At 71.2% G+C, this 21,998-nt stretch carries 21 protein-coding genes; 12 read left to right on the top strand and 9 right to left on the bottom strand.

Annotation, left to right across the window (positions count from 1 at the left end):
• Positions 1-6 precede the first annotated feature (6 nt).
• Positions 7-2,328, bottom strand: a complete 2,322-nt coding sequence (locus AB0M47_RS03605) for a tetratricopeptide repeat protein (protein WP_363407751.1) — start codon at positions 2,326-2,328, stop codon at positions 7-9.
• Between the two features lie 117 nt (positions 2,329-2,445).
• On the opposite strand from AB0M47_RS03605, the gene AB0M47_RS03610 reads away from it, so the two are divergent.
• The 5 genes from AB0M47_RS03610 (at position 2,446) to AB0M47_RS03630 (ending at position 8,678) form a co-directional block, all read left to right on the top strand.
• On the top strand, positions 2,446-2,637 hold the full coding sequence (locus AB0M47_RS03610) for a hypothetical protein (RefSeq protein ID WP_363407754.1): 192 nt from the start codon (positions 2,446-2,448) through the stop codon (positions 2,635-2,637).
• 103 nt (positions 2,638-2,740) lie between these two features.
• A complete protein-coding gene (locus AB0M47_RS03615; protein WP_363407757.1) occupies positions 2,741-3,259 on the top strand; it encodes a hypothetical protein in 519 nt (172 codons plus the stop codon).
• Positions 3,256-5,073: an ABC transporter ATP-binding protein gene (locus tag AB0M47_RS03620; protein WP_363407760.1), complete on the top strand. Its 1,818-nt coding sequence runs from the start codon at positions 3,256-3,258 to the stop codon at positions 5,071-5,073. Before AB0M47_RS03615 ends, AB0M47_RS03620 begins: the two co-directional genes overlap by 4 nt.
• The gene (gene lepB / locus AB0M47_RS03625) at positions 5,070-5,507 is read left to right on the top strand and encodes a signal peptidase I (protein ID WP_363407763.1); all 438 of its coding nucleotides are present in this window, start codon (positions 5,070-5,072) and stop codon (positions 5,505-5,507) included. The genes AB0M47_RS03620 and lepB overlap by 4 nt, the downstream gene beginning before the upstream one ends.
• A 54-nt stretch (positions 5,508-5,561) precedes the next feature.
• Complete coding sequence (locus AB0M47_RS03630; RefSeq protein ID WP_363407766.1) at positions 5,562-8,678, top strand: BTAD domain-containing putative transcriptional regulator; 3,117 nt, start codon at positions 5,562-5,564, stop codon at positions 8,676-8,678.
• Here AB0M47_RS03630 and AB0M47_RS03635 read toward each other — a convergent pair.
• Entirely contained in the window at positions 8,662-9,522 is an 861-nt protein-coding gene (locus AB0M47_RS03635; protein WP_363407769.1) for a DUF4097 family beta strand repeat-containing protein, read from the bottom strand. The genes AB0M47_RS03630 and AB0M47_RS03635 overlap by 17 nt on opposite strands.
• 26 nt (positions 9,523-9,548) lie before the next feature.
• Entirely contained in the window at positions 9,549-10,847 is a 1,299-nt protein-coding gene (gene glsA / locus AB0M47_RS03640; RefSeq protein WP_363407772.1) for a glutaminase A, read from the bottom strand.
• 112 nt (positions 10,848-10,959) lie between these two features.
• Here glsA and AB0M47_RS03645 point away from each other — a divergent pair, with 112 nt between their 5' ends.
• A complete protein-coding gene (locus AB0M47_RS03645; protein ID WP_363407775.1) occupies positions 10,960-11,751 on the top strand; it encodes a hypothetical protein in 792 nt (263 codons plus the stop codon).
• Between the two features lie 91 nt (positions 11,752-11,842).
• Here AB0M47_RS03645 and AB0M47_RS03650 read toward each other — a convergent pair whose 3' ends face one another.
• The 4 genes from AB0M47_RS03650 to AB0M47_RS03665 all read right to left on the bottom strand — a co-directional run bounded on the left by AB0M47_RS03650 (position 11,843) and on the right by AB0M47_RS03665 (position 14,427).
• Positions 11,843-12,529, bottom strand: a complete 687-nt coding sequence (locus AB0M47_RS03650) for a hypothetical protein (protein ID WP_363407777.1) — start codon at positions 12,527-12,529, stop codon at positions 11,843-11,845.
• Positions 12,530-12,633: 104 nt separating this feature from the next.
• Positions 12,634-13,338: a hypothetical protein gene (locus tag AB0M47_RS03655; RefSeq protein WP_363407780.1), complete on the bottom strand. Its 705-nt coding sequence runs from the start codon at positions 13,336-13,338 to the stop codon at positions 12,634-12,636.
• Positions 13,335-13,847 (bottom strand): SigE family RNA polymerase sigma factor, encoded by a 513-nt coding sequence (locus AB0M47_RS03660; protein ID WP_363407783.1) that lies wholly within the window; start codon positions 13,845-13,847, stop codon positions 13,335-13,337. Before AB0M47_RS03660 ends, AB0M47_RS03655 begins: the two co-directional genes overlap by 4 nt.
• A 76-nt stretch (positions 13,848-13,923) precedes the next feature.
• Entirely contained in the window at positions 13,924-14,427 is a 504-nt protein-coding gene (locus AB0M47_RS03665) for a hypothetical protein (RefSeq protein WP_363407786.1), read from the bottom strand.
• Positions 14,428-14,601: 174 nt separating this feature from the next.
• Here AB0M47_RS03665 and AB0M47_RS03670 point away from each other — a divergent pair, with 174 nt between their 5' ends.
• Genes AB0M47_RS03670 through AB0M47_RS03680 form a run of 3 tightly spaced genes read left to right on the top strand, consistent with a single transcriptional unit; the run spans position 14,602 to position 16,905 of the window.
• On the top strand, positions 14,602-15,132 hold the full coding sequence (locus tag AB0M47_RS03670) for a SigE family RNA polymerase sigma factor (RefSeq protein ID WP_363407788.1): 531 nt from the start codon (positions 14,602-14,604) through the stop codon (positions 15,130-15,132).
• Positions 15,125-16,159: a hypothetical protein gene (locus tag AB0M47_RS03675; RefSeq protein ID WP_363407791.1), complete on the top strand. Its 1,035-nt coding sequence runs from the start codon at positions 15,125-15,127 to the stop codon at positions 16,157-16,159. The genes AB0M47_RS03670 and AB0M47_RS03675 overlap by 8 nt, the downstream gene beginning before the upstream one ends.
• A 5-nt stretch (positions 16,160-16,164) precedes the next feature.
• The gene (locus tag AB0M47_RS03680; RefSeq protein WP_363407794.1) at positions 16,165-16,905 is read left to right on the top strand and encodes a phosphatase PAP2 family protein; all 741 of its coding nucleotides are present in this window, start codon (positions 16,165-16,167) and stop codon (positions 16,903-16,905) included.
• On the opposite strand, the gene AB0M47_RS03685 is transcribed toward AB0M47_RS03680, so the two are convergent.
• Positions 16,902-19,568, bottom strand: coding sequence for an AAA family ATPase (locus tag AB0M47_RS03685; protein WP_363407797.1), 2,667 nt, complete (start codon positions 19,566-19,568; stop codon positions 16,902-16,904). The two genes, AB0M47_RS03680 and AB0M47_RS03685, sit on opposite strands and share 4 nt — an antisense overlap.
• Positions 19,569-19,674: 106 nt before the next feature.
• Between AB0M47_RS03685 and AB0M47_RS03690 the strand changes: the two genes are divergently transcribed.
• The 3 genes from AB0M47_RS03690 to AB0M47_RS03700 all read left to right on the top strand — a co-directional run bounded on the left by AB0M47_RS03690 (position 19,675) and on the right by AB0M47_RS03700 (position 21,389).
• Positions 19,675-20,436 carry an SDR family oxidoreductase gene (locus AB0M47_RS03690; protein WP_363407800.1) on the top strand — a complete coding sequence of 254 codons (762 nt, stop codon included), beginning with the start codon at positions 19,675-19,677 and terminating at the stop codon, positions 20,434-20,436.
• A 30-nt stretch (positions 20,437-20,466) separates the two neighbouring features.
• Positions 20,467-20,877 (top strand): hypothetical protein, encoded by a 411-nt coding sequence (locus AB0M47_RS03695; protein ID WP_363407803.1) that lies wholly within the window; start codon positions 20,467-20,469, stop codon positions 20,875-20,877.
• A 107-nt stretch (positions 20,878-20,984) separates the two neighbouring features.
• Positions 20,985-21,389 (top strand): hypothetical protein, encoded by a 405-nt coding sequence (locus tag AB0M47_RS03700; protein ID WP_363407806.1) that lies wholly within the window; start codon positions 20,985-20,987, stop codon positions 21,387-21,389.
• 160 nt (positions 21,390-21,549) lie between these two features.
• Here the strand turns inward: AB0M47_RS03700 and AB0M47_RS03705 are convergent, their stop codons facing one another.
• A complete protein-coding gene (locus tag AB0M47_RS03705) occupies positions 21,550-21,993 on the bottom strand; it encodes a hypothetical protein (RefSeq protein ID WP_363407809.1) in 444 nt (147 codons plus the stop codon).
• Between the last annotated feature and the right edge of the window lie 5 nt (positions 21,994-21,998).

The following is a 21,998-nucleotide window of genomic DNA, read 5'->3' on the forward strand; positions in this document are numbered from 1 at the left end:
CGCGACCTAGACGCTCCGTCCCGTGAGGTGCGCTCGAAGTTCGGCTGCGCGGGGATCGTCGCGGGCGGCGAAGATGCGCTCGGCGCGCTGCCAGCAGTCGCGGGCCGCCTCTGGTTCGCCGGATGCGGACCAGGTGTGGCCGAGTTCGGCCAGCAGGGTCGCCTGCTGCCACTCGTCACCGAGGTCTTCGGCCAGCCGCAAGCCGCGGCTGAAGTGGGCGGCGGCACGGTCGTACGCCGCCATCGCGTGGTAGGTCTCGCCGAGACTGCACAGCACGATGCACCGCGAACCTCGGGGCGCCAGACCGTCCTCAATGGTCAACGACTCGGTGAGGTGCCGTAGTGCGGCGACGAATCGGCCCTGGTCGCGGGCGACGTTGCCGAGGTTGTTCAGGGTCAGGGCCTGGCCGCCGCGGTCGCCGATGGCACGCTGGATGGTCAGTGCCTCGCGAAGCCGGCGGGCGGCGGGACCCAGCCGGCCGGTACGCCGATGGGCGATGGCGAGGCTGTTGAGCGTCACGGCCAGCCCACGCTGATCCTGCGTCCCGGCCCGCAACGGCAACGCCGCCGCCAGGAACGGTGCGGCGTTGGCCGGCTGGCCCAAGTCCAGGTGCGCGTGGCCGAGCGCGGTGAGCAGCCGAGCCTGCGCCGCCTGATCGCCGCATCGGCGGGCGGCGACCAGCCCGGCCCGGTTGACCGCGATCCAGTCGTGGGTGTACTTGGCCGCCCGGTAGAAGGATCCGAGCGCCACGGCCAGCTCGCAGACCAGTTCCGGGTCGGTGCCACCGGTCGTGAGCCGGCGCAGGGTGGCTCGCTCCTGCTGGCCCCACGCGAGCGCCTGTCTGGCGGACGAGAAGACGTCGCCGGGCCAGCTCGGCTCCCGGTAGCCGGCCGGGTCGAGAGCAGCCGTCATGCCCGTGATCATGTGCCGGTACCACGTGGACAGTCGCTGGGCGGCGGCCGGTGAGAGGCCGTCATCGTCGGCCGAGCGCAGCCGTTCCGCGGCGAAGGCGTGCACGAGATCGTGCAGCCGATAGCGTTGCGGTCCGGTGTGTTCGACGAGGTGCCGCCGGGCGAGTAGGTCCAGCCGGGACGCCGCCTCGCCGACCGGTACCCCCGCCAGGGCGGCGGCCGCCTCGACCGGCCAGCTCTCGCCCGGATGCAGCGACAGCACCTGGAACAGTTCCCGGGCGCCGGGGTCGAGGTCCCGGTACGACCATTCGATCACCGTGCGGATGGCGAACTGCGGGTCTCCCTCGGGCGACAAGAGGTCCAGTCGCCGGGTCTCGTCGCGCAGGCCGGCGATGACGTCGGCGATCGGGTCGTGGCCGTTGGCGGCACGCTCGCCGGCGATGCAGAGGGCCAAGGGCAGCCCGCCGCACAGGTCGACCAGTTCGGTGCTGTCGGGTCCGGGGCGCAGCGCTTCGACCGCCGGTCCGGCGGCGTGCGCGGCCCGGATGACGTTGTTCACCAGGCGCAGGGCGGCCTCGTCCGCGAGCCGGCCCAGCCGGATCCGGGTGGCGCCGTCGCGTCCGACCAGCCCGGCCAGCGTGTCCCGGCTGGTGACCAGCACCAGGCAGGAGGCGCTGCCGGGCAGCAGCGGCCGGACGTGTTCGCCGTCTCGGGCGTTGTCGAGGATGATGAGCAGCCGGCGATCGGCGCACAGCGTACGCAGGAAGGCCGAGCGTGCGGGCAGGTCGTCCGGCATCGCTGAAGGGCGTACGCCGAGTGCGGTGAGCATGCCGGTGAGCGCGACGTCGGCTGAGATCGGCCGGTCGGGGTGGAAGCCGCGGAGGTCGGCGTACAACTGCCCGTCGGGGAACTGATCCTTGTGCTGGTGTGCCCAGCTCGCGGCGAGGGCCGTCTTGCCGACGCCGCCCGGCCCGACGATCGCCACGATGCCCCCGGCCGTCCGGTACGCCGTGTCGAGCAGGTTCAGCTCCGTCTCCCGGCCGGTGAAGTGGCGATACGGCGCCGGTAGCTGTGCGGGCACGGTAGGGGCGACGGTGGCGGCCTGTCCGCGCGCCAGTGTCCGCCAGGCCTGCCGCCAGCGTTCGACCTCGCCCCACGGCGTCTGCGGCGTACCGCTGTAGCGCAGGCAGGCGGTGACGAAGGCGGCGACGAACTCCCAGCGCGGGAGCCTGGGCAGGCCTTTGCCGCTCAGGATCCAGGAGACGGTCGTCGGCGGCAGCGCCTCGGGTCGCTCGGCGTGCTGCTGGAGTTTTCGGAGGGACGGGTTGCCCGACCAGACCCGGAAGCGGGCGAGGGCGGTGACGAAACCGTCGGCGGTCGTCGCCGAAGTGGGATCCGGCGGATCGACAGAATCCATAACGGACAGCCCCCCGAGCTGTGCAATGTCGTGCAATCTGTTGCCGCACATTCTGCCATCGATCTTCAATATTCCCAATCATCAGTTCCTGATCGGAGGGCTTACATGGTCGAGGTGATGCGACGGGCCGGCGATGCCGTGCTCGGGCTGTTCCTGCCGAAGGCGGAGGCCGGCGCGTGCGACCCGGGAGCGGGTGCGTCCTGCGGCACCTGTACGTGTCTGCGTCAGGCCAGCGGCGCGTACATCTGCTACAAGAACGTCTGGAGCTGCTACACCGAGTACTGCTACGTCTCCAGCTCGCGCTGCTGATCCACACCGGCGCCGCAGGCGACTGCGGCGCCGTCCACCCGCCTTGTGCCTCGCAGCCCTGTGCCCCGCAGCCCTGTTCCCTGACGCGAACCGGAGACTCACGATGATCACGGTCCTATCGGCCGCCGTGGCGATCCTCGCCGTGGTGGTGACGCTGAACCTGCTGCTGACCTTCTCCCTGATCCGGCGGTGGCGGACGACGAGCGGCCCGGCTGACCCGGCCGCGTACCGGCCGTCGGCAGGCGCCCTGGTCCGGCCGTTCCGGGCCACCATGCTCGACGGCGCACCGTTCTCGGAAGCCGATCTGCGCCACGGACGGCATACCTTGGTTTTCCTGTTGCCGAACTGTGGCGGGTGCACGAGCCTCGTCGAGGAGATCCGCTCAGCGGTCGTTCCGGGGCTGGTGGTCGTCATCTCCGGCGCAGGCGGCGATCCGGCCGTGCAAGAGATCCTCGCCGAGCTGCCCGAGACGACGCGAGTCGTGCTCTCGCCGCTGGGCGACGCGGCGTCGGAAGGCTTCCAGGTGTCGACCTACCCGACCGTGCTGGAGGTCGCCGACGGAACGATCGTGCGGGTGGGCGCGTCGCTCCTGCCTGCCGCGCACCTCGTGGACGCGGCGTGACCGGTCGGTCGCCTCGGCGGGCCGCCGCGGCTGCCCTGGCGCTGGCCGGGCGGGCGGCGGCTGGGCCACTGATCGCCGCGGCCCTGGTGACGGCGCTGGCCGGGATGGGACCGGCCGTCGCGGCGTGGCTGAGCAAGCTCCTCATCGACGGGCTCGCCGGTGCGACGCCGGCCAGCCCGGCCCGGCTGGCCGGGCTCGCCGCCGCAGCGGCCGCGGCGACCGGAGCAGCTCTCGCGCTGGGCTACGCGGCCGGGTTCCTGCACCGGCGAGCCGAGGCGGCGATCGCGCACCGGGCCCAGGCCGAGATCTACCAGCGGGTCAGCGGCTTCGGCGGGCTACGGCGCTTCGAGGATCCGGCGTTCGCCGACGAACTGCGGCTGGCCACCGACGCCGCCGCCGAGGCTCCGTCGGTGCTGACCAACTTCCTCTTCGGCCTGGTCCGCTCGGTGGTGACGATCGGCAGCCTGGTCGGGGTGGTCGTCGCCGTCTGGCCGCCGATGGCCGTCCTGCTGCTGGTCGTCACGGTATTCGCGGTCGTGGCCCAGCTGACGGTGGCCCGGCGGCAGGCCGACGTCGCCCGGGCGGTGATGGCGACGCATCGGCGGCGGATCGCGTACCAGGAACTGCTGACCGATCTGCGCTCGGCGAAGGAGGTACGCCTCTACGGGCTGGCCGGGCTGTTCCGGGATCGGATGCTGGGCGCGATGCGTACGGCGGTCTCGGCCGAGCTGCGGATTCAGGGCAGATCCGCGGTCGTGCAGGGCTCACTGAGCGGACTGGGATCGGTGGCGCTGGCCGTCGGCGCCGCGCTGGTGGCGTACCGGATCGCCGGTGGCGAGCTGACTCCCGGCGACTTCGCGCTGTTTCTGGCGGCCGCCACGGCCGTGCAGGGCGCGCTGCTCGGCATGGTCAACAGCCTGCAGGACGCCGTACGCTGCACGCGGTTGTTCGGGCACTACCTCAACGTCGCGCAGGCGCCGGACGACCTGGTCGAGGGAACTGCGCGGCCTGGTCCGCTCCGCACCGGCATCGTCTTCGAGGACGTGTGGTTCCGGTACGACGAGAGCGGCCCCTGGGTGCTGCGGGGAGTCGACCTGGTCATCCCGGCCGGATCGTCGACGGGTCTGGTCGGGCGCAACGGCGCCGGCAAGAGCACTCTCGTGAAGCTGCTGTGCCGGTTCTACGACCCCGATCGCGGCCGGATCACCTGGGACGGCGTCGACCTGCGCGATCTTCCGCTCAGCTGGCTGCGCCGCCGGATCAGCGCCACCTTCCAGGACTTCCAGACCTATGAGCTGCCGGTCGGGGAGAACATCGCCCTCGGCGACGTGGAAGCCATGCAGGACAAGGGACGCGTCGTCGCGGCCGCACGCGCGGTCGGTCTGCACGACACCATCGAGGCGCTACCTGCCGCGTACGACACGATGCTGAGCCGGATCTTCGTCTTCGACGGGTCCGACGATCCCGGCGTTCAGCTGTCCGGCGGCCAGAATCAGCGACTGGCGCTGGCCCGGTCGTTGCTGCGTACCGATGCGGACCTGCTGATCCTCGACGAACCGAGCTCCGGGCTGGATCCGGTCGCCGAACACGATCTCGCCGAGGTCATCCGCCGTACGCGCGAGGGGCGTACCGGTTTGCACATCTCGCACCGCCTCGGCACCATGCGGCAGGCCGACGACATCGTGGTGCTGGCCGACGGGGTCGTCGTCGAGCATGGGACCCACGACGCGCTGATGGCGCTGGACGGCGAGTACGCCGAGCTGTTCCGCCTGCAGGCGGCGAATTACCAGGCGGCCGAGGCGGTGGCGGGATGACGGGGGCCGAAGTGATCAGCGCGGCGGTCCTGTCGGCTTTCGGCGTGGTGCTGATCCTGGCCCGGCTGCGCGTAAAGGTCATCACGGTCAAGGGCCAGAGCATGGCGCCCAGCTATCAGCACGGCGATCGGCTGCTCATGCGGCGTACGCGGGTGTGCCGCCGGGACGACGTCGTGGTGTTCACCTCGCCGATCGAGATCCCGATGGGGCCGGCGTTGCTGGTCAAGCGGGTGGCGGCGGTGCCGGGTGATCCGGTCCCGGAGGCAGCCCGAACCCGCATCGGCGACGCCGTGGTGCCACCAGGTCAGCTCGTGGTGCTGGGGGACAACCAGCGCAGCCTCGATTCACGAGAGCTCGGCTACATCGCGCTGGACAGCGTGGTGGGCGTCGTTCAGCGACGCCTTGCTGCAAGTTCCGCCGGGAGTACCCCGTGAACGTGTGAATTGCGGCATATGCGGACCGGCCTGTCGATGCGGCAAGATGGCCACGTGCGTATTGGGTTGCTCGGTCCGTTCGAAGTCCAGGTCGACGGCGGCATGGTGGAGGTGCCGGGCGCCCGGCTGCGCGCGTTGCTCGCCGCGCTCGCACTGGAGCCCGGCCGGATCGTTCCGCGTACGCGGCTGGTCGACTGGATCTGGGGCGAGGAGCCGCCTGCCGACGCGGTGAACGCGCTGCAGGTCCTGGTGTCCCGGCTGCGAAGGCTGCTGCCGGACGGGCTGGTCGAGGCGAAGGCGGGCGGCTACCGGCTGGCCGTCGATCCCGAGTCCGTCGACGTGAGCCGGTTCGAGCGCCTGGTCGCCGAGGCACGGGAGGCCGACGATCCGGTACGCGTCAGCCTGCTGCGTACGGCGTTGGGGTTGTGGCGCGGGACGGCGATGGAAGGCATCGCCCTGTCGGGCAGCAAGGCGTTCGACTCTGCGGTCACCGGGCTGACCGAACTGCACGTGGCCGTGCTCGGCGATCGAGTGGACGCCGAGGTACGCCTCGGTCGCGGCGCGGACCTGGTCTCCGAGCTGACGGAGTTGGTGGCGAGCCATCCGCTGCGGGAGGGCTTCGTCGCGGCGTTGATGCGCGCTCTGGCCGAGGCGGGTCGTGGGGCTGAGGCGCTGACGGCGTACCAGCAATTGTCGGAACGGCTGGCCGACGAACTGGGAGTGGACCCGTCGGCCGAGTTGTCGGCGGTGAACACGGCGGTCTTGCGCGGTGAGATCGGCGGGCGGGCGGAGAACCGGCGCACGAACCTGCGGGCCGAGCTGACCACGTTCGTGGGCAAGGAAGAGGACGTAGCGGCGATCGCCGAGCTGGCGACCCGGCACCGGTTGGTCACGCTGACGGGCGCGGGTGGTTCCGGCAAGACGCGGCTGGCCACCGAGACCGCGCGGACGATGCTCAGTGACCTGCCGGACGGCGCGTGGCTGGTGGAGCTGGCCCCGCTCCAGGCGGGCGGTGAGCTGGCGCAGGCCACGCTGACCGCGATCGGCCTGCGGGACCAGTCGGCGGGCGGCGGGGCCGCGGGCGGTGACGCGGTGGACCGGCTGGTCGCCGCGGTCCGGGATCGCGTGATGTTGCTGGTCCTGGACAACTGCGAGCACATGATCGAGGCGGTATCGGAGTTCGCGGACCGGCTGCTCGGCGAGTGCCGGCGGCTGCGGATCATCGCCACGAGCCGCGAGCCGCTCGGCATCACCGGCGAGGCGCTGTGGCAGGTCGAGCCGCTCGCTCTGCCCGCGCAGGGTGCGCCGGCCGCCGAGGTCGGCGCGTCGCCCGCGGTTCGGTTGCTCCGGGATCGGGCCGAGGCGGTACGCCGGAACGTCGGTTCCGACGAACGGACGCTGGCCACGATGGCACGTGTCTGCCGGGCGCTCGACGGGATGCCGCTGGCGATCGAGTTGGCGGCGGCGCGGCTGCGGACGATGTCGGTGGAGCAGTTGGCGGATCGGCTGGACGACCGATTCCAGCTGCTCACCGGTGGCAGCCGGACGGCGCTGGCCCGGCACCGAACGTTGCGCGCGGTGGTGGACTGGAGTTGGGACCTGCTCAGCGAAGCCGAGCGGGACCTGCTGCGCAGGCTGTCGGTGTTCGCCGGCGGGGTCAGCCTCGAAGCGGCCGAACGGGTGTGCGGCGACGACGCCCTCGACCTGCTGACCGCGTTGACGGAGAAGTCGCTGCTGCTCGCGTACGGCGAGGACGAGCCGCGCTATCGGATGCTCAACACCATCCGCGAGTACGCCGACCAGCGTCTGACCGAATCCGGCGACGCCGAGTCCGCACGGCGGGCGTACGTCGGATATGTGGTCGAGTTGACCGAGACGGCTGATCCGCATCTGCGCCGGGCCGAGCAGCTCGCCTGGATGTCCAAAGTAGAATCCGAGCACGACAACATCAGCGCGGCCCTGCGTCTGGCGATCGCCGAGGGCTGGGCCGAGGAGGCCATGCGGCTGGTCGGCGCGGCGGGGTGGTACTGGTTCCTCAGCGGGCATCGGGCCGAGGGCACCGAGCTGAGCATCGCCGGGGCCTCCGTGCCCGGTGACGTGCCCGACGAGGTACGCGCGCTGGCTTGCACCATCGTCACGCTCTTCGTCAGTTCCGGCGCGGCCGGCGACCAGTACCAGGCGCAGCGGTGGATCGAGGACGCCTACCGGTACGCCGAGAGCAGCGGGTCCCAGCATCCGCTGCTCGCGTTCGCCCGGCCGCTGGAACGGATGCTGCGGGAACCGGCCGACTTCCTGCCGGCGTACGAGCCGCTGATCCACGACGCCGATCCGTGGGTGCGGGCGCAGGCCCGGCTCACGCGCAGTCGGCTGCGGCTCGCCCTCGGCCGCGAGGTGGATCAGGTGGACGACGACATCGAAGCCGCCCTCGCCGAGTCGCGGACGCTCGGCGAACGGTGGGGGATCTCGGCGGCGCTGACCTTCCTGGCGGATCGGCTCGGCCCGCGCGGCGAGTTCGTGGCGGCATGCGCGTACTACGAGGAAGCGGCCGTGGTGCTCGCCGAAGTGGGCGCGACCGAAGAGGTGGTCAGCATCCGGACCCGGCAGGCCCAGCTGTACTGGCTGCTGGGCGACGAGCGGGCCAGCCTGATCACCCTCGCAGAGGCGGTGCGGGCGGCCGACGGCATCACCTGGCCGGACACCCTGGGCGAAGTGGCGCTGGCACAGGCGCAACTGGCGCGGTTCCGCGGCGAGGCGGACCAGGCGCGGGAGCATCTGGCGACCATCCGCATGCGGCCCGGCGACGACACGAGCGGCCTGTACGTCCTGCTCCAGGACGTGCGCGGCTACCTCGCCGAGGACCTCGGCGAGGCCCGCGCGTACCGGGCCGGGGCGTTGCGGGCGGCGGTCCAGCTCAGCTATCGGCCGATGATCGCGCAGGTGCTGGTCGGAGTCGCGGATCAGGCCGCCCGGCAAGGACAGGACGAACAGGCCGCGCGACTGCTCGCGGCCAGTGAGAACGTGCGCGGAATGCCTGATCGTACGCAGCCCGACGCCGCCCGGATCGGTGAAGAAGTGCGGCAGCGCCTCGGCGAAGCCGTGTTCGCCGAGGCACTGCAGGACGGGCGGGACCGGGACTGGCAGGAGCTGGCCGAGATCACCCTCGCGGGCTGAGCGACGCCTCGGCGCGGTGGACGACGATGTCGCCTCCGCCGTTGCAGCGCGCACGTACCTTGACCGTCCGGCCGGACTGGTCGTCGGCGGCGTCCAGCAGGTTGCGAACCCGGCCGGTCGGGGTGTGCGCGTCCAACCGGACGGCGATCCCCGCCGGTACGCCGACCTCCAGCCTGCCGATGGCGGCGGACAGGTCGACCGGGCCGTTGCCGAGCCGGCCGACGCGGATGTGCCCGGTGGCGGTCTTCGCCTTGACGGCCGCGTGCGCCACGTCGACGGTGATGCCGCCGACGGACGAATCCGCCCGCAGCTCACCGCCGACCTCGCCGATCCAGATCTCGCCGCCGATGGTGGTGACCTCCGCGTCGCCGTCGATGCGGCGTACGCGGACCGACCCGTTGGCGGAGACGTCGGCGGAACCGCTCACGTGATCGACGGTCACCCGGCCGCCGGACGTCTTCAGGCGTACCTCGGAAGCCTGGTCGACACGGATGTCGCCGATGGCGTTCTTCAGCCGGCACGAGCCGACCGCACCCTGGACGACGTATTCGCCCTCGGCGGTGTTCCCCTGGACATGCGAACCGGCCGGCAACCACACCAGTACGCGTACCGAGCCGTAACGGCTCGCGAACGCCGTGCGCAGCTTCGGGTGCCTGACCTGCAGCCTGCCTTGGGCGTACTCGATGATGACCTGGTCAGCGGCCTGGATGTCGAGCGGCCGGGTGGGATCGATGGGCTGGACCTCGACCACGGTGTCGGCACGCTCGCCGGCAGCGAAGGTGATGTCGCCGAGCACGATGTCGACGGAAGCGGAGATCGGCGCGGGAGTCTCAAAGGTTGGCATGGCGACTACGATCGGCGGCCGTCCTGTCACCGGACTGTTCCCAGCCTGTCGTGAGCGCTGACACGCAGCTGGGCGCTGATCGGGATCGCTTCCGACCATCGCAGGGCCAGGTCCAGTCCGGGGAACTCGCGATGCGCCTGCGGCAGCAGACCGCGCCGGTTGACGTCGGCCACCACCGTCGTCATCCCGTACGCGGCCAGCCGCTCGATCAGCGTGCCGAGGAGGTGGACGGCGACGGGGTGCAGCTGGCCGACCCGGTCGAGGTCGAGCACCAACAGCCGGCCTTCGGCGGCCTGACCGGCGACGTCGCGGGTCAGCGCCTCCGCCGCGGCGAACCCGAAGTCGCCCTGCAGGCCGCGGACGAGGAGGCGGTCGCCGTTCTCGGTGCGGTAGACGGCTGACGCGGTGCGGGCCGGCGGTCGCATGAGGTGCAGGCCGAACCGGGCCGACAGTTCCTCGCACGCCGCGATGCCGCGGACGCTCGTGCCCCGCTCGTCCAGCGGCGGGCTGAACAGCCCGATGCCGAGTTGTGCGGGCAGCGCCGCGGTGATCCCGCCGCTCACCCCGCTCTTCGCGGGCAGCCCCACCCGAAGCAGCCATTCCCCAGCGAAGTCGTACATCCCGCAGGTCGCCATGACGGTCAGCACGTGCGACGCGGTGTCGCGGGTGACCACCTGCACGCCGGTCACCGGGTTGACACCCCCGTTGGCCAGGGTCGCGGACATCACCGCCAGGTCGCGGGCGGTCACCTGGATCGCGCACTGCCGGAAGTACCGCCGCACGCTCTGCTCGGCGTCGGCCCGCAAGGATCCAGCGGTACGCATCAAGTAGGCGATCGCGCGGTTCCGGTCGCCGGTCTCGACCTCCGACTCGTACGCCCGCTCGTCCACTCCGAGTACGCGCCCGGCGAACGCCTCAAGCCCGGCCAGGATGCGGGGGAACCCCTCGTCCACCAGCGACGTGGTCAGGATCGCCCCGGCGTTGACCATCGGGTTCGGCGGGCGGCCCGTCCCGGGCTCCAGCCGGGTGGCGTTGAACGCCTCGCCACTGGGCTCCAACCCGACGCGGTCGACCACCTCGTCCAGCCCGCGATCGGTCAGCGCCAGCGCGTACACGAAGGGTTTCGAGACGGACTGGAGGGTGAACGGCTGGTCGGCGTCGCCGCTGGCGTACACGTGGCCGTCGAGCGTGGCCAGGGCGAGTCCGAACCAGCCCGGCTCCGCGTGCGCGAGTTCCGGGATGTACTGGGCCACCTGGCCGTCGGTGACGCCGACGAGGCTTTCCCGCAGCGCGTCGAGCAGATCCGGGATCGGATTGAGAGCCACCACAACGTCCAATTCGTCGAAGTAGCCCCGGCCGCCGCAGGGGTGTGAGCAGACTGTGGACAGTTATACACGATCACGCAACCGATCCCCGGGCGTACGCGTCGAACGCCCCGTGAACCCGCGTGACTTGGTGTACCGGCTGCTCACGGTGGCGGCCGCGGTCGCCGCCACCGCTCCGGTCTGGCCCGTTCTCCAGCCCGGCGACCCGATCGCCGACGAACTGCTCGAGCCGGTCGAGGTCGCCGTGCTCGTCCCGATGGTGCTGATCTTCCCGGTCGCGTGGGCGTTGCTGGCCCGGCGCCGTGCGTACGCCTGGCGTGTGGGCCTGGCGCTGGCCGTCTGGGTGCTGGCCTGGTCGGTCTGGACCGTCTTCGCCGGCAGCTACGCGAGCCCGCCCACGATCGATGACGGACTTCGGTGGCACCTCGTCGGGGCTGGGCTGCTCGTGGCGGGCGCGGTCGCGTACGAGGCGAGGCGGCTCGCGCACCTGGGCGCGCGGCTCCTGCCCGGCGCGCTGGTGTGGCTGCTCGGCGTGACCGTGACGCTCGCGGTCCCGGTCGTCGGGGTCGAGACGGTGCCGCCGAGCGATGCGGTGCTGCCCCTGCCGGCAGGCATGACGGTGGTGCACGAGGAGACCGGGTGCACCAACGCCTGCACGCGCCGCATAACCGTGCAAGGCACCGGTACGCCTTCCGAGCTGGCCCACCGCCTCGGCCTCCACCTCGAACAGACCAAAGGCTGGCGGGCCACCTGGTTCGACTTCGCGCCGCCGCAGTTCGAGTGCCGGCCGGTCGGCTGGCTCAACCCGTACGACACCTGCGTCGAGCTGCGCACGACCGGGTCGGCCTCGACCGTCGAGATCTGGCTGGCGACCTCCAACGGCCGCGACAACATCGTCTACTGACCGCGGATGAGCACATGCCTTCGTGTTCACTACCTGGTAGGCGTCAGGACTAGTGGGAGGTGTGACCGGGGACCCGGCCACACCTCGTGCGTCACTTGGTCTCGGTGACCTCGTAGCCCACCATGTCCATCGTGCTGACCATTTCGGCGATGGCGGTCGCGGATGCCTCGGTCAGTGCGTAGGAGACGATGCCGAGCCGGCTCTTGGGCAGCAGCCACCGCTGCGCGATGAAGCTCGCTCCGCCGTCCGCGCAGGTGACTTGCCACTTGCCGTAGTACGCCACCAGCCCGCCGACGGTCTTGCTCGCGTTGTCGACTCGCTCGTTGCGGCTCCACTGGTCGCAGGGCGGCTCGCCGCCGTTGTAGAGCCAGAAACCCATGTCGGACCCGTCGAGCGTCTTCGGGTCGGCGGGTGCGGCTGCGCCGGCACGGCGCTCGGAGGCGTACAGGAAGAGCCAGTCCTTGACCGTGTCGGTGTGGCCCAGCGCTTTGCAGACCGCGGCCGGGCCACCAGACGGCAGTAGGCACAACGTCTCGTCGTCGCCGGCGGCCTTGGCCCAGCCGGGCTGGAGTTTCAGCAGTGCCCCGCGCCAGCCGACGCTGCCCGCGGCCGGGGCGGCGGCTGAGGTGGCGGCCGGTACGCCGGTCGCCGTGGTGGATCCGGCTGGTGTGGTCGCCGCCGCGTCGGGCTGCTCCGCTTTCGCGGCACACGCGGTGAGGCCGAGGACCAGACCCAGCGCCGCCAGCGTGGCGGCCTGCCGGACGATGTTGCCCCGCATGGCACTCCTATCTGTGGTCGTGCATCGGGCGCGATCTGCGCCCGCTTCTTCAGATGCGCGACTCAGGGCGGGGTTGCCTGACGATGCGAAGAAATTCGCGACGGCTACCGGCGGGGGAGGCGGAGGCTGCCGACGAGCTGATCGACGGTGGCGTCGTAACGGTCGGCCAACCCTCGCGAGTAGACGGTCACCGCGGCGTCCGGCACCCACCACAACCGAACGGTGACAGTGGACGAGCCGCAGCTGACGGCCCACGCCCGGTACGCCGCCGGATGCCCGTCGACGGTCTGGTTCTGGCGAGCGGTCAGCCGGTTCGCGGTGACGGTCGCGAGCGGATCGGGTACGCCGGCGGCGGAGCAGTCCTCGGCGTCCACGCCCCAGCCGTCGTCGCGGTCGAGCGAGTTCTGCGGCCATCCGACGAACTCGCCGACGCGGACTTCGACTCCGGTGGGCGTACAGGTGTCGCCGGAGGGGGCGGCGTCGGCGGGCTGTACGCAGCCGATGCCTTCGACCAGGGGACGGAACTGCCAGCCGTCGGGCACCGTGAAGCTGATCCCCTCCAGGGTGGCGACGTCAACGGATTCGCCGTCCCGTACCGGGCGCAGCATCAGTCCTAGGAGGACAGTGCACACCACGACGGCGGCGAACGCGCCCAGCGGTACCGGCCGCAGGAACACCGGCCAGAACCGACGGCGCCGCTCGGGCGCTGTGCGTACCACTGGATCGACCGCGCGGAGCGAGTCCGCCGTGACCAGATCGGCCCGCGCGGAGAGGGCGGCGCGGAGCCGGCGCTCGACGTCCTCGCTCATTCCGCCAACCCCAGATGCTCTCGCAACGCTGCCACGCCCCGGCTGGCCAGCGACTTCACCGCGCCTTTGGAGATGTCCAGGGTAGCGGCGATCTCGGCCTCGGACAGATCCGACCAGTACCGCAGGACGAGTACTTCGCGTTGCCGCTGGCCGAGGCGGCGCAGCGCGGTGAGGACCTCGCGATGCTCGTCCGCGAGCAGCGCCTCGCTTTCGGGACCGGCCGGCCCGGGCTCGTGCGGCGGCACGTAGCCGCGCGCGGTCCGGCGGCGGCGCAGCACGGAACCGGCGTTGTTCACCACGGCTCGGCGCAGGTACGCGAGCTGGTCGTTGATATCGGCGCCGTCGCCGTGGCTGCGGACGAGCCCGGCGAAGGCGTCCTGGACGACGTCTTCGGCGGTCGGCAGGTCGTCGACGAGCAGAATCGCCAGGCGCACGAGCGCGAGGCGATGGGCGGCGAAGACGGTGGCGACGGTCGGGCGTTCGTCCACACCCGTCCGACTGCTCGCCACGAACGCAGGAGTCTACATGCGATGATCATCGCGGCGGGGGAGTGGCCCTCCCCCGCCGCGCTTGCTCAGAAGCCGTTCAGAGCCGGCCGACCGCCGCCTCGGCGAGCTGCTTCGACGCCGCCACGGTGTCGTCGGCGGTGGTCGCCCCGACCGACAGGGTCAGGTACTGACCCTTGGCCCAGACGTGGGTCTGGCCGATCGCCTGGTTCTGGAACGTGTACGCGACGTCGCCGAGCCCTTCGACCTTCACCGCCCGGCCGCGCAACGCCGTCTCCAAGATCGACGGATCGAAGGTGCCCGGCTCGACGGCGATCTGCACCAACTTGGTGCCGCTGGTGTACACGCACTCCTTGTTCGATTGCTTGGACGGCTTGGGCGAGTCGACGCCGAGCAGCCCGGCGACGTCGGCCGGCTTCAGCAGGTCGCACGCCTTGGCTCCCTTCGCCTTGGAATCCTTGCCCGCCGTGGACGCCCCAGCGCCGCTTCCAGTGCCGGCCGTATCCGACGAATCGCCGCACCCGCTCGCGCCTGCCGCCAGTGCGATCGCAATCGCCGCCGCCGCCACCCAACGCATCGACATCAGAACTCCTAGAGATGAGAAGACTGGCTCGAAATCTAGGAAGTGCGCGATCGCAAGGCATCGGGACACGTACGGAAATCCGGTGCGCGTCGCGGCTCAGTACCGGTGTCCGTACCGGCTCGTTCCGCCGGACGCCGCATGCAACCCTCTGTGGCGGTCGACCGTCTAGGACGTGTGAACGGGGAGACGCCTACTGCCGCGGCGTGGCCGGCCACGGAGGAGTTCGACGACTTCATCCGGGCGCGGCACACCGCGCTGCTGCGCTTCGCGCATGTACTCACCGGCGATCCGCACCTGGCCGCCGATCTCGTCCAGGACGCGCTGGAGCGTACCGGGCTGGCGTGGCGCCGGGTGAAACGCCAGGACATGCCGGAGGCGTACGTGCGGCGGGCGATCGTCAACGGCTTCGTCAGCGGCATCCGGCGTAGACGGCGTGAGGTCCTCACCGACGTGGTGCCGGATCGGGCCGGGCTGGACCCGGAACCGGCGGACGACACGATGTGGCGGCTCTTGGCCACGTTGCCCCGTCAGCAGCGGGCGGTGCTGGTGCTGCGGTTCTACGAGGACCTGACCGAGGTCGAGGTCGCGCAGGTGCTCGGCTGCGCCGTCGGGACGGTCAAGAGCAACAGCTCGCGAGCGCTGGCACGGCTGCGTGCGGCGATGCCCGACCGGCCTGCCTTGGAAGGAGGCGAGGACCATGTCTGACCTCGAAGACGAGCTGCGGCGGTTGCTGCACGATCCGAAGTACGCGCTGCCGTCCTGGCCCGACGCGGTCGCCCGGGTGCACGCCGGCATGCGCGTACGCCGTGGCCGTCGCTGGGTCGCCCGGGCGTTCGGGTCGCTGACCGCGTTCGCGGCGGTCCTGGCGATCGGCGGCCCGGTGATGTCGCCGACCGGCCCGGGGATCGATCTACCATCGAACGCGATCGTCGTCCCCTGGCAAGCCGTGCCCTACACCGAGCCGCCGGCATCCGCAGAGAAACAGGCGGCCGAATGCCGGGCACGAGATTTCGCCGTCAAGGGATTCCCGTCCGGGTTCGGCGGTCGTCCGGACGAGTTGATCTACACACTGGAATATCGAGGCGACGCGATCTGCGGCATCACCGGTACGCCGAAACTGGAGGCCACCGCTCCCGACGGGGGGCGGAGGACAACGGTGGTGCCCGCGTCGTCCGATGCGAACTCTGTGACGGTGTACCCAGGTGACTCCGTCGGGGTGGCCGTCGCCGACTCGGATGCCTGCGTGAACGAGTACAGGGATCCGGACTTCTCCTTCTCTGCCGATGACCCGACGCGCATTCGGCTCGCCGATCGATTGCGCGGCGTCTGCCGCAAACCGAAAGCGAACTGGATCGTCTACGGCGGATCAGGCGGCCCCTTGCCCAGCCCGCGTGAGACCCTGGGCGTCGCCGTCCGGGCCCCGTCGCAAGTGCGCAGCGGTGAGGAGTTCACCTACTACGTCGTCCTGCACAACCCCGGTGGCAAGGACGTCGATCTGTCGCCCTGTCCGGCGTACGCGGTCCGGGTCACCGGCGCCGGACCGTATCCGCTGCAACTCGGCGGCCTCAGCTGCGGCGTCTCGAAGATCCCCGCGCTCACCGGCGTGTGGTTCGAGATGCGGGGCAAGATCTCCGTGAAGCCGGGCAGCCGGGTCGACCTGAGCTGGGAACTGTCCCTGTTCGCCGACAAGAGCGGGCCGGGTGCGACAGCGACCGTCGACGTGGTCGGGTGAGGCCGATGACGCTTCGAGCTCGGCTGCTCAAGGCGTCGGCTGCGGTGGTGGAGTTCGGCGGGCTGGCGCTGTGGCTGTGGTTGTTCTCGTTGCTGCACACGGCTGCCGGCAAGGACGCGGTGGCGGCCACGGCCCACGCGAGTTCGTTACAGAGTCTCGAACGGAGCCTCGGGCTGGACGTCGAACTGTGGGCGAATCGGTGGCTCGTCGAGTATCCGGGTTTCGCCGCACCGGCGGTGGTCTTCTATCGCTCGTACTACCTGGTGGTGCTCGGCGTACTGGTGTGGGCGTACCTGCGGCGTTCCGAGGTCTATCGGCACGTCCGCCGGACGGTGGTGGCGATGACGGTCCTGGTGCTGCCCGTGTTCTGGTTGCTGCCCATGGCACCGCCCCGGCTGGCGTTGCCGGGCGTCGTCGACGTCGTCGCCGAGCACGATCCGTTCTGGGGAGCGGAGACTCGGGACCCCGGCAGCGGCCAGAATCATTTCTCGGCCATGCCCAGCATGCACGTGGCCTGGTCGCTGTGGTGCGCGTACGCGGTGTGGGCGGCCGTGCGCGTACGCCATCCCCGGTGGGCGTGGCTGGCGTGGGTCTTCCCGCTGCTGATGATCGTCGTCGTGCTGACCACGGGGAACCATTACCTGCTCGACGTCGTCGGCAGCGTGGTGCTGGTGGCGTGCTCGGTCGGCGTGGCCTGGGTCGCCGGGCGGGTCGCTGACCGGCGTCAGACCACGAAGCAGGCCTAGAGCCGGTCGAGGTCCAGCCGGGCCAACTCGGTCCGGGAGGAGATGCCCAGCTTCGGGAACGCCTTGTACAGATGCTGGCCGATGGTGCGCGGGCTGAGCAGCAGGTGCGCCGCGATGTCACGGTTGGTGGCGCCCGTCGCGGCCAGGCGTACGACTTGGAGTTCCTGGGCGGTCAGCGCGGCGCCGGGATCGACGCGACGCCGGGTGGGCGTGACTTCCCCGGCGGCCCGCAGTTCGGCGGCGGCGCGGTCGGCCCACGGTCGCGCGTTGAGGCGTTCGAAGGCTTCATGGGCCTCGCGCAGGTGCGGGCGGGCTTCGGCCTTGCGACGCCGGCGGCGCAGCCACTCGCCGTAAGCCAGCCGGGTTCGGGCCTGCTCGTACGGCTGGGGTGCGAGTTTGTGCAGGTCCAACGCCCGGGCGAAGTCTTCCTCCGAGTCGCGGAGCAATCCATGGCAGCGGGCCATCAGAGCGTTCGCCCAGGCCTCGCCGGACAAGTCGGTCCAGCGCTCGGCCAGCTCCATCGATTCGCGGACGCGATCGGGTGTGCCGAGGCGTACCGCCGCTTCGACCTCGTCGACGACGAATCTGGTGCCGAAGTGCGACGAGCCGGCGGGACGGGCCTGGAGGCGGTCGAGGGCCGCCTGGTCGCGGCCCTGGGTCAGGTCGAGCATGGCCAGCGCCCAGATCGGCAGCAGGGCGACGGCCGGGGCGTTGTGGCTGACCGCGAAGGCCAAGGCGGCTTCGGCCAGTGGGCGGCAGCGTTCCTCGTCGCCCTCGACCGCGGCCAGCCAGGCGAGCTGGCCGCGCAGGCCGGTGGCGGCGTGCGGCTGGCCGGTGTCGAGCGCGAGCTGGAGCCCTTCCTCGCCGTTGTCGCGCGCGTCCCGGTGGTGTCCAATCACGACCTGCGTGTACGCGAGATGGTTGAGCGCGAAGGGAAGCAGCCGAATCCGGCCTTCGGCCCGGCAGCCGGCGGCGATCGCGGTGGTGAGTTCGACGGCTTGATCGAGGCGGCCGCAGATGAAGGTGAGGTTGGCGGCCATCATCTGGGCGGGGACGCCGGACGTCGAAGCCTGCCGGAGGAAGCCGTCCACCATCGGGTAGCCGGATTCGAGGTCGCCGCCGTAGACGAGCGCGACGCCGCGGGTGAGGCTGACGAGACTGTCGTCGGCCGGCAGCTCCAGCCGGTCGAGCAGGTGGGACGCCTCGGCGGCGAGCGCCGGATCGCCCGCGGCCCAGATGTTGTGTGCTGCGGCCATGAGCATGCGGGCGGCGGTCCGCGGATCGGCTTCGGCGACGTGGGTCGCGCCGTCGACCAGGAAACGAGCCGCTCCGCGTGGCGAGCCCTCGTCGTAGGCCACCGCTGCTCGGACGTCGGAGAGCCGCGCCAAGGTCACCGGATCGGTGGTCTGGTGCGCGGCGCGTTCACTCAAGTCCGCCGCCCGGCGGCCTTGCCCCGCTTCCTTGGCCGCCAGCGCGGCCGCCGCCAGCCGGCGGGCCAGCTGTCCCGGGTCGGCGCTGAGCTGCGCGGAACGTTCGTAGGCGGTCGCCATCGCCGCGTAGCCGAGGCGGGCGCCGGCCTGCTCGGCCGACTGTTCGAGGGCGCCGGCGATCTCCTCGTCCGGTCCGGTCGCGGCCAGGGCCAGGTGCCACGCCCGCCGGTCGTCGCTCACCGCTCCGGCCAGCGCCTGATGGATCGCGCGGCGCTGGGCCGAGGAGATGCTGTGGTACGCCGCTGAGCGCAGCAGCGGATGGCGGAATCGCAGGACGCCACCGGTGACCTTGGCGAGCCCGGCCAGCTCCGCGGGCTCCAGTGCGTCGGCCGGAATGGTCAACGCGCCCGACGCGGCGAGGACGACGCCGAGCGCGCCGGTGTCCTCGGCGGCCGCCACGGCGAGCATCTTCCGGGTGGGTTCGGGCATGCGATGGATCTGCCCGGCGAAGGCGTCGAGGAGCCGATCGGTGAGCGGGAGCGGCCCGGCGATTTCCAGTTCGCCCGCGCCGGCCGCTTTCGACAGTTCGATGAGGGCCAGCGGGTTCCCGCCGGCCTCGGCCAGCACCTGCTCCCGCAGGTGGGTGGGGAGTCCGCCGCTGAGCAGGCGTTCGGCGTCGTCGCGTACCAGTCCGCCGAGGCGCAGCTCCGGCAGACCGGAGGTGGGGAAGGCGGCTTGGTCGTCGCGCGCGGCGATCAGCAGGGCGACGCCTTCGGAATGCAGCCGGCGGGCCGCGAAGAGCAGGGCCGCGGCCGAGGCCTGGTCGAACCATTGGGCGTCGTCGACGACGGCCAGCAGCGGGCGGTTCTCGGCCAGCTCCGCCAGAAGGCTGAGGGTGGCCAGCCCGACCAGGAACTTGTCGGTCTGACCCATCGGGGCCAGGCCGAACGCGCCCCGCAGGGCGACGGACTGCGGTTCGGGCAACGTGTCGAGCCGGTCGAGGGCCGGTCGCAGCAGCAGATGCAGGGCGGCGAAGGGTAGTTCCACCTCGGTCTCCACGCCTGCGCCGCGCAGCACGGTGACCCCGTCGGCGGCCTGGGCGGCGTACTCGAGCAGTGCGGACTTGCCCAATCCGGGTTCGCCTCGGAGCACGAGGACGCCGCTGGTGCCGGTTCTGGCGTCGGCCAACAGCGCGTCGACGGCTCGGATCTCTTCCGCCCGTCCTTGCAGCATCACGTATCCCTCGTACCTATTTGCGGATCATGAGTCACCTTACTCATTCCTTCTGTGGTGGCCGAACTTAGCGTTCTGCGCAGTCGATCTGATCAAGGAGTGCGAGATGACTGCGCTGAACGGCAAGACCGCCCTGGTGACCGGGGCCTCTCGGGGCATCGGCCGGGCGGTCGCGCTGCGCCTGGCGGTCGACGGCGCACTGGTCGCGGTGCACTACGGCCACGACGACGAGGCGGCCGGGCGGACGGTGGCCGAGATCGAGCAGGCCGGCGGGCGGGCGTACGCGGTCCGGGCGGAGCTGGGCGTACCCGGTGATCTGGACGCGCTGTTCGCCGGGTTGGCCTCGGGTCTTTCGGGGCGGCCGCTGGACGTCCTGGTCAGCAATGCCGCCCTGGCCACGGCCGGTTCGTTCGCCCACACCACCGAGGCGTCGTTCGACCGGCTGTTCGCGGTCAACGTCAAGGCGCCCTTCTTCCTCGTCCAGCGAGCGCTGCCGATGATGTCCGACGGCGGCCGGGTCGTCTGCGTCTCCTCGGCGGCTACCCGGGTGGTGTCGCCGGAGGTGGCGTACGCGATGACCAAGGGCGCGATCGACGTGCTCGTGCGGAGCCTGGCCCAGGAGGTCGGCGTACGCGGCATCACCGTCAACGCGGTGGCTCCGGGGCCGACCGTCACCGAGACCTCCGGCTGGATGCTCGCCACGGCGGCAGCCGAGGACCGCCTCGCCGCCGCCAATGCGCTCAACCGGGTCGGGCAGCCGGCCGACATCGCGGCGGCGGTCGCCTTCCTGGCCTCCGACGACGCCCGCTGGATCACCGGCGGCGTACTCGACGCGACCGGTGGCTACTTCCTCGGCCCCCGCAACTGACCTCTTCTCTTCTCCAAGGGAGTCACGACCATGTCCATCACCTTCTCCGAGCAGGACAAACTCACCATCCGGACGGCTGCGTACGGCGCGGTGTCGCTGCTGGCGGCGGCCGGGGGCGCGGGTGGCACGCCGCACCGGATCGCAGCCGAGGGCTTGATCTCGCTCGCCTCGGCGACCGGCCCGGTCGGCGGGGTGCTCGCTGACAAGAAGGCCGGGGTGTATCTGAGCGGCACCTCGGTGGCCGACCTCGCCGCGCAGGTCCTGCCGGCGCTATCGGCGGCGATGAGCCTGCTCCGGCAACAGGCTCCGGCGGAGTCCGACAACTTCCGCAGCACCGTTCTGGTCGCCATCGAGGCGGCGATCCGCACCCAATGGCGCGAGCCCGGACCGGCGATGGCGCAGGTGACTCGGGAGATCACCGGTGCGCTGGATCGCTCATGACAGCGCGCGGGCCGCCCGTGACAGCACGACGACGGTCCCATGACAGAACGGCGGCCGATCGTAGTCACATCGCAAACGAAGCAAGCACCCCGACAAAGGAGTACGAAATGTCCATCACCTTCACCGCCGACGCCAAGCAGACCCTGCGGACCGGCGCGTACGGCGCGGTGTCCCTGCTCGCCGCGGCCGGCGCCGTCGGCGGCTCGCCGCACAAGATCGCCACCAGCGGCTCGATCGCGCTGGCCTCGGCCACCGGCCCGGTCGGGCACGTGCTCGCCGAGAAGAAGGGCGGCATGGACCTGAGCGGCAAGTCCGTCGCCGAGCTGGCCGACAAGGTGCTGCCCGCGCTGACCGAGGCGATGAGCCTGCTCAAGGCGCAGGCCCCGGCCGAGGCCGACAACTACCGCGGCATCGTCCTGGTCGCCGTCGAATCGGCGCTCGGCGACAGCAAGCCCACCCCGGTCCTGGCGGACATGACCCGCAAGATCACCGCGGCCCTCGACGCCGCCTGACAAGCGCCCATACATTCGCCCGCACTCTTCAGTGCGGGCGCTTCCTTTTCGGGCGGTGCTGAGCCGCCGCTCTGCGGCCGAGGAGGCCAGCTGACGGCGGGATGGTCGAAAGAGGCCCACTGGAGAAGATCTCCAGCGGGCCTCTCGCCTGCCTGAGGCCTTACGCCTCGATGATGCCGGCCTGGACGGTCACCCAGTTGGAGCAGACCGAGCCACCGCCCGAGTAGTCGATGACGCAGATGCGCATGATCAGCTTGCTGGTCTCGTAGTAGTTCTTGTTGCAGACGCCCCAGTTGCCGTAGCCCAGGGAGTTGATGCACTTGCCCTGCCGGTACAGGTCGCCGTTGGCGGTCAGGTAGTTACGCCAGTCGGCGACGGCCGACATCCCGTCCTTGGCGGTGTCCTGCACCCACCACTTGTCGCCGCTCTTCTCGTAGCAGACCTTGGCGCCGTCGATGGCGTAGCAGCTCAGGACGGTGTCGACGGTGGCGGCGACCGCGTGGTCGTTCTCCGGCGTCGGCGCCGCGCTCGCGGCGGTCGGCGTGACCAGGGTGGCCACCACGGCCACGAACAACGTCACTGCGGCATAAGCGATTCGTCGCATGGCTT

This window comes from Hamadaea sp. NPDC051192, from assembly GCF_040682475.1.
Taxonomy (GTDB): Bacteria; Actinomycetota; Actinomycetes; order Mycobacteriales; family Micromonosporaceae; genus Hamadaea; species Hamadaea flava.

Excerpts from the sequence above, each read along its gene's own strand:
- AB0M47_RS03690 (WP_363407800.1), top strand. The coding sequence starts at position 19,675 with ATGACTGCGCTGAACGGCAAGACCGCCCTGGTGACCGGGGCCTCTCGG.
- AB0M47_RS03635 (WP_363407769.1), bottom strand. The coding sequence starts at position 9,522 with ATGCCAACCTTTGAGACTCCCGCGCCGATCTCCGCTTCCGTCGACATC.
- AB0M47_RS03680 (WP_363407794.1), top strand. The coding sequence starts at position 16,165 with ATGACGCTTCGAGCTCGGCTGCTCAAGGCGTCGGCTGCGGTGGTGGAG.
- AB0M47_RS03605 (WP_363407751.1), bottom strand. The coding sequence starts at position 2,328 with ATGGATTCTGTCGATCCGCCGGATCCCACTTCGGCGACGACCGCCGAC.
- AB0M47_RS03655 (WP_363407780.1), bottom strand. The coding sequence starts at position 13,338 with ATGAGCGAGGACGTCGAGCGCCGGCTCCGCGCCGCCCTCTCCGCGCGG.
- AB0M47_RS03705 (WP_363407809.1), bottom strand. The coding sequence starts at position 21,993 with ATGCGACGAATCGCTTATGCCGCAGTGACGTTGTTCGTGGCCGTGGTG.
- AB0M47_RS03650 (WP_363407777.1), bottom strand. The coding sequence starts at position 12,529 with ATGCGGGGCAACATCGTCCGGCAGGCCGCCACGCTGGCGGCGCTGGGT.
- AB0M47_RS03610 (WP_363407754.1), top strand. The coding sequence starts at position 2,446 with ATGCGACGGGCCGGCGATGCCGTGCTCGGGCTGTTCCTGCCGAAGGCG.
- AB0M47_RS03700 (WP_363407806.1), top strand. The coding sequence starts at position 20,985 with ATGTCCATCACCTTCACCGCCGACGCCAAGCAGACCCTGCGGACCGGC.
- AB0M47_RS03615 (WP_363407757.1), top strand. The coding sequence starts at position 2,741 with ATGATCACGGTCCTATCGGCCGCCGTGGCGATCCTCGCCGTGGTGGTG.
- AB0M47_RS03685 (WP_363407797.1), bottom strand. The coding sequence starts at position 19,568 with ATGCTGCAAGGACGGGCGGAAGAGATCCGAGCCGTCGACGCGCTGTTG.
- AB0M47_RS03665 (WP_363407786.1), bottom strand. The coding sequence starts at position 14,427 with ATGTCGATGCGTTGGGTGGCGGCGGCGGCGATTGCGATCGCACTGGCG.
- AB0M47_RS03675 (WP_363407791.1), top strand. The coding sequence starts at position 15,125 with ATGTCTGACCTCGAAGACGAGCTGCGGCGGTTGCTGCACGATCCGAAG.
- AB0M47_RS03695 (WP_363407803.1), top strand. The coding sequence starts at position 20,467 with ATGTCCATCACCTTCTCCGAGCAGGACAAACTCACCATCCGGACGGCT.
- lepB (WP_363407763.1), top strand. The coding sequence starts at position 5,070 with ATGACGGGGGCCGAAGTGATCAGCGCGGCGGTCCTGTCGGCTTTCGGC.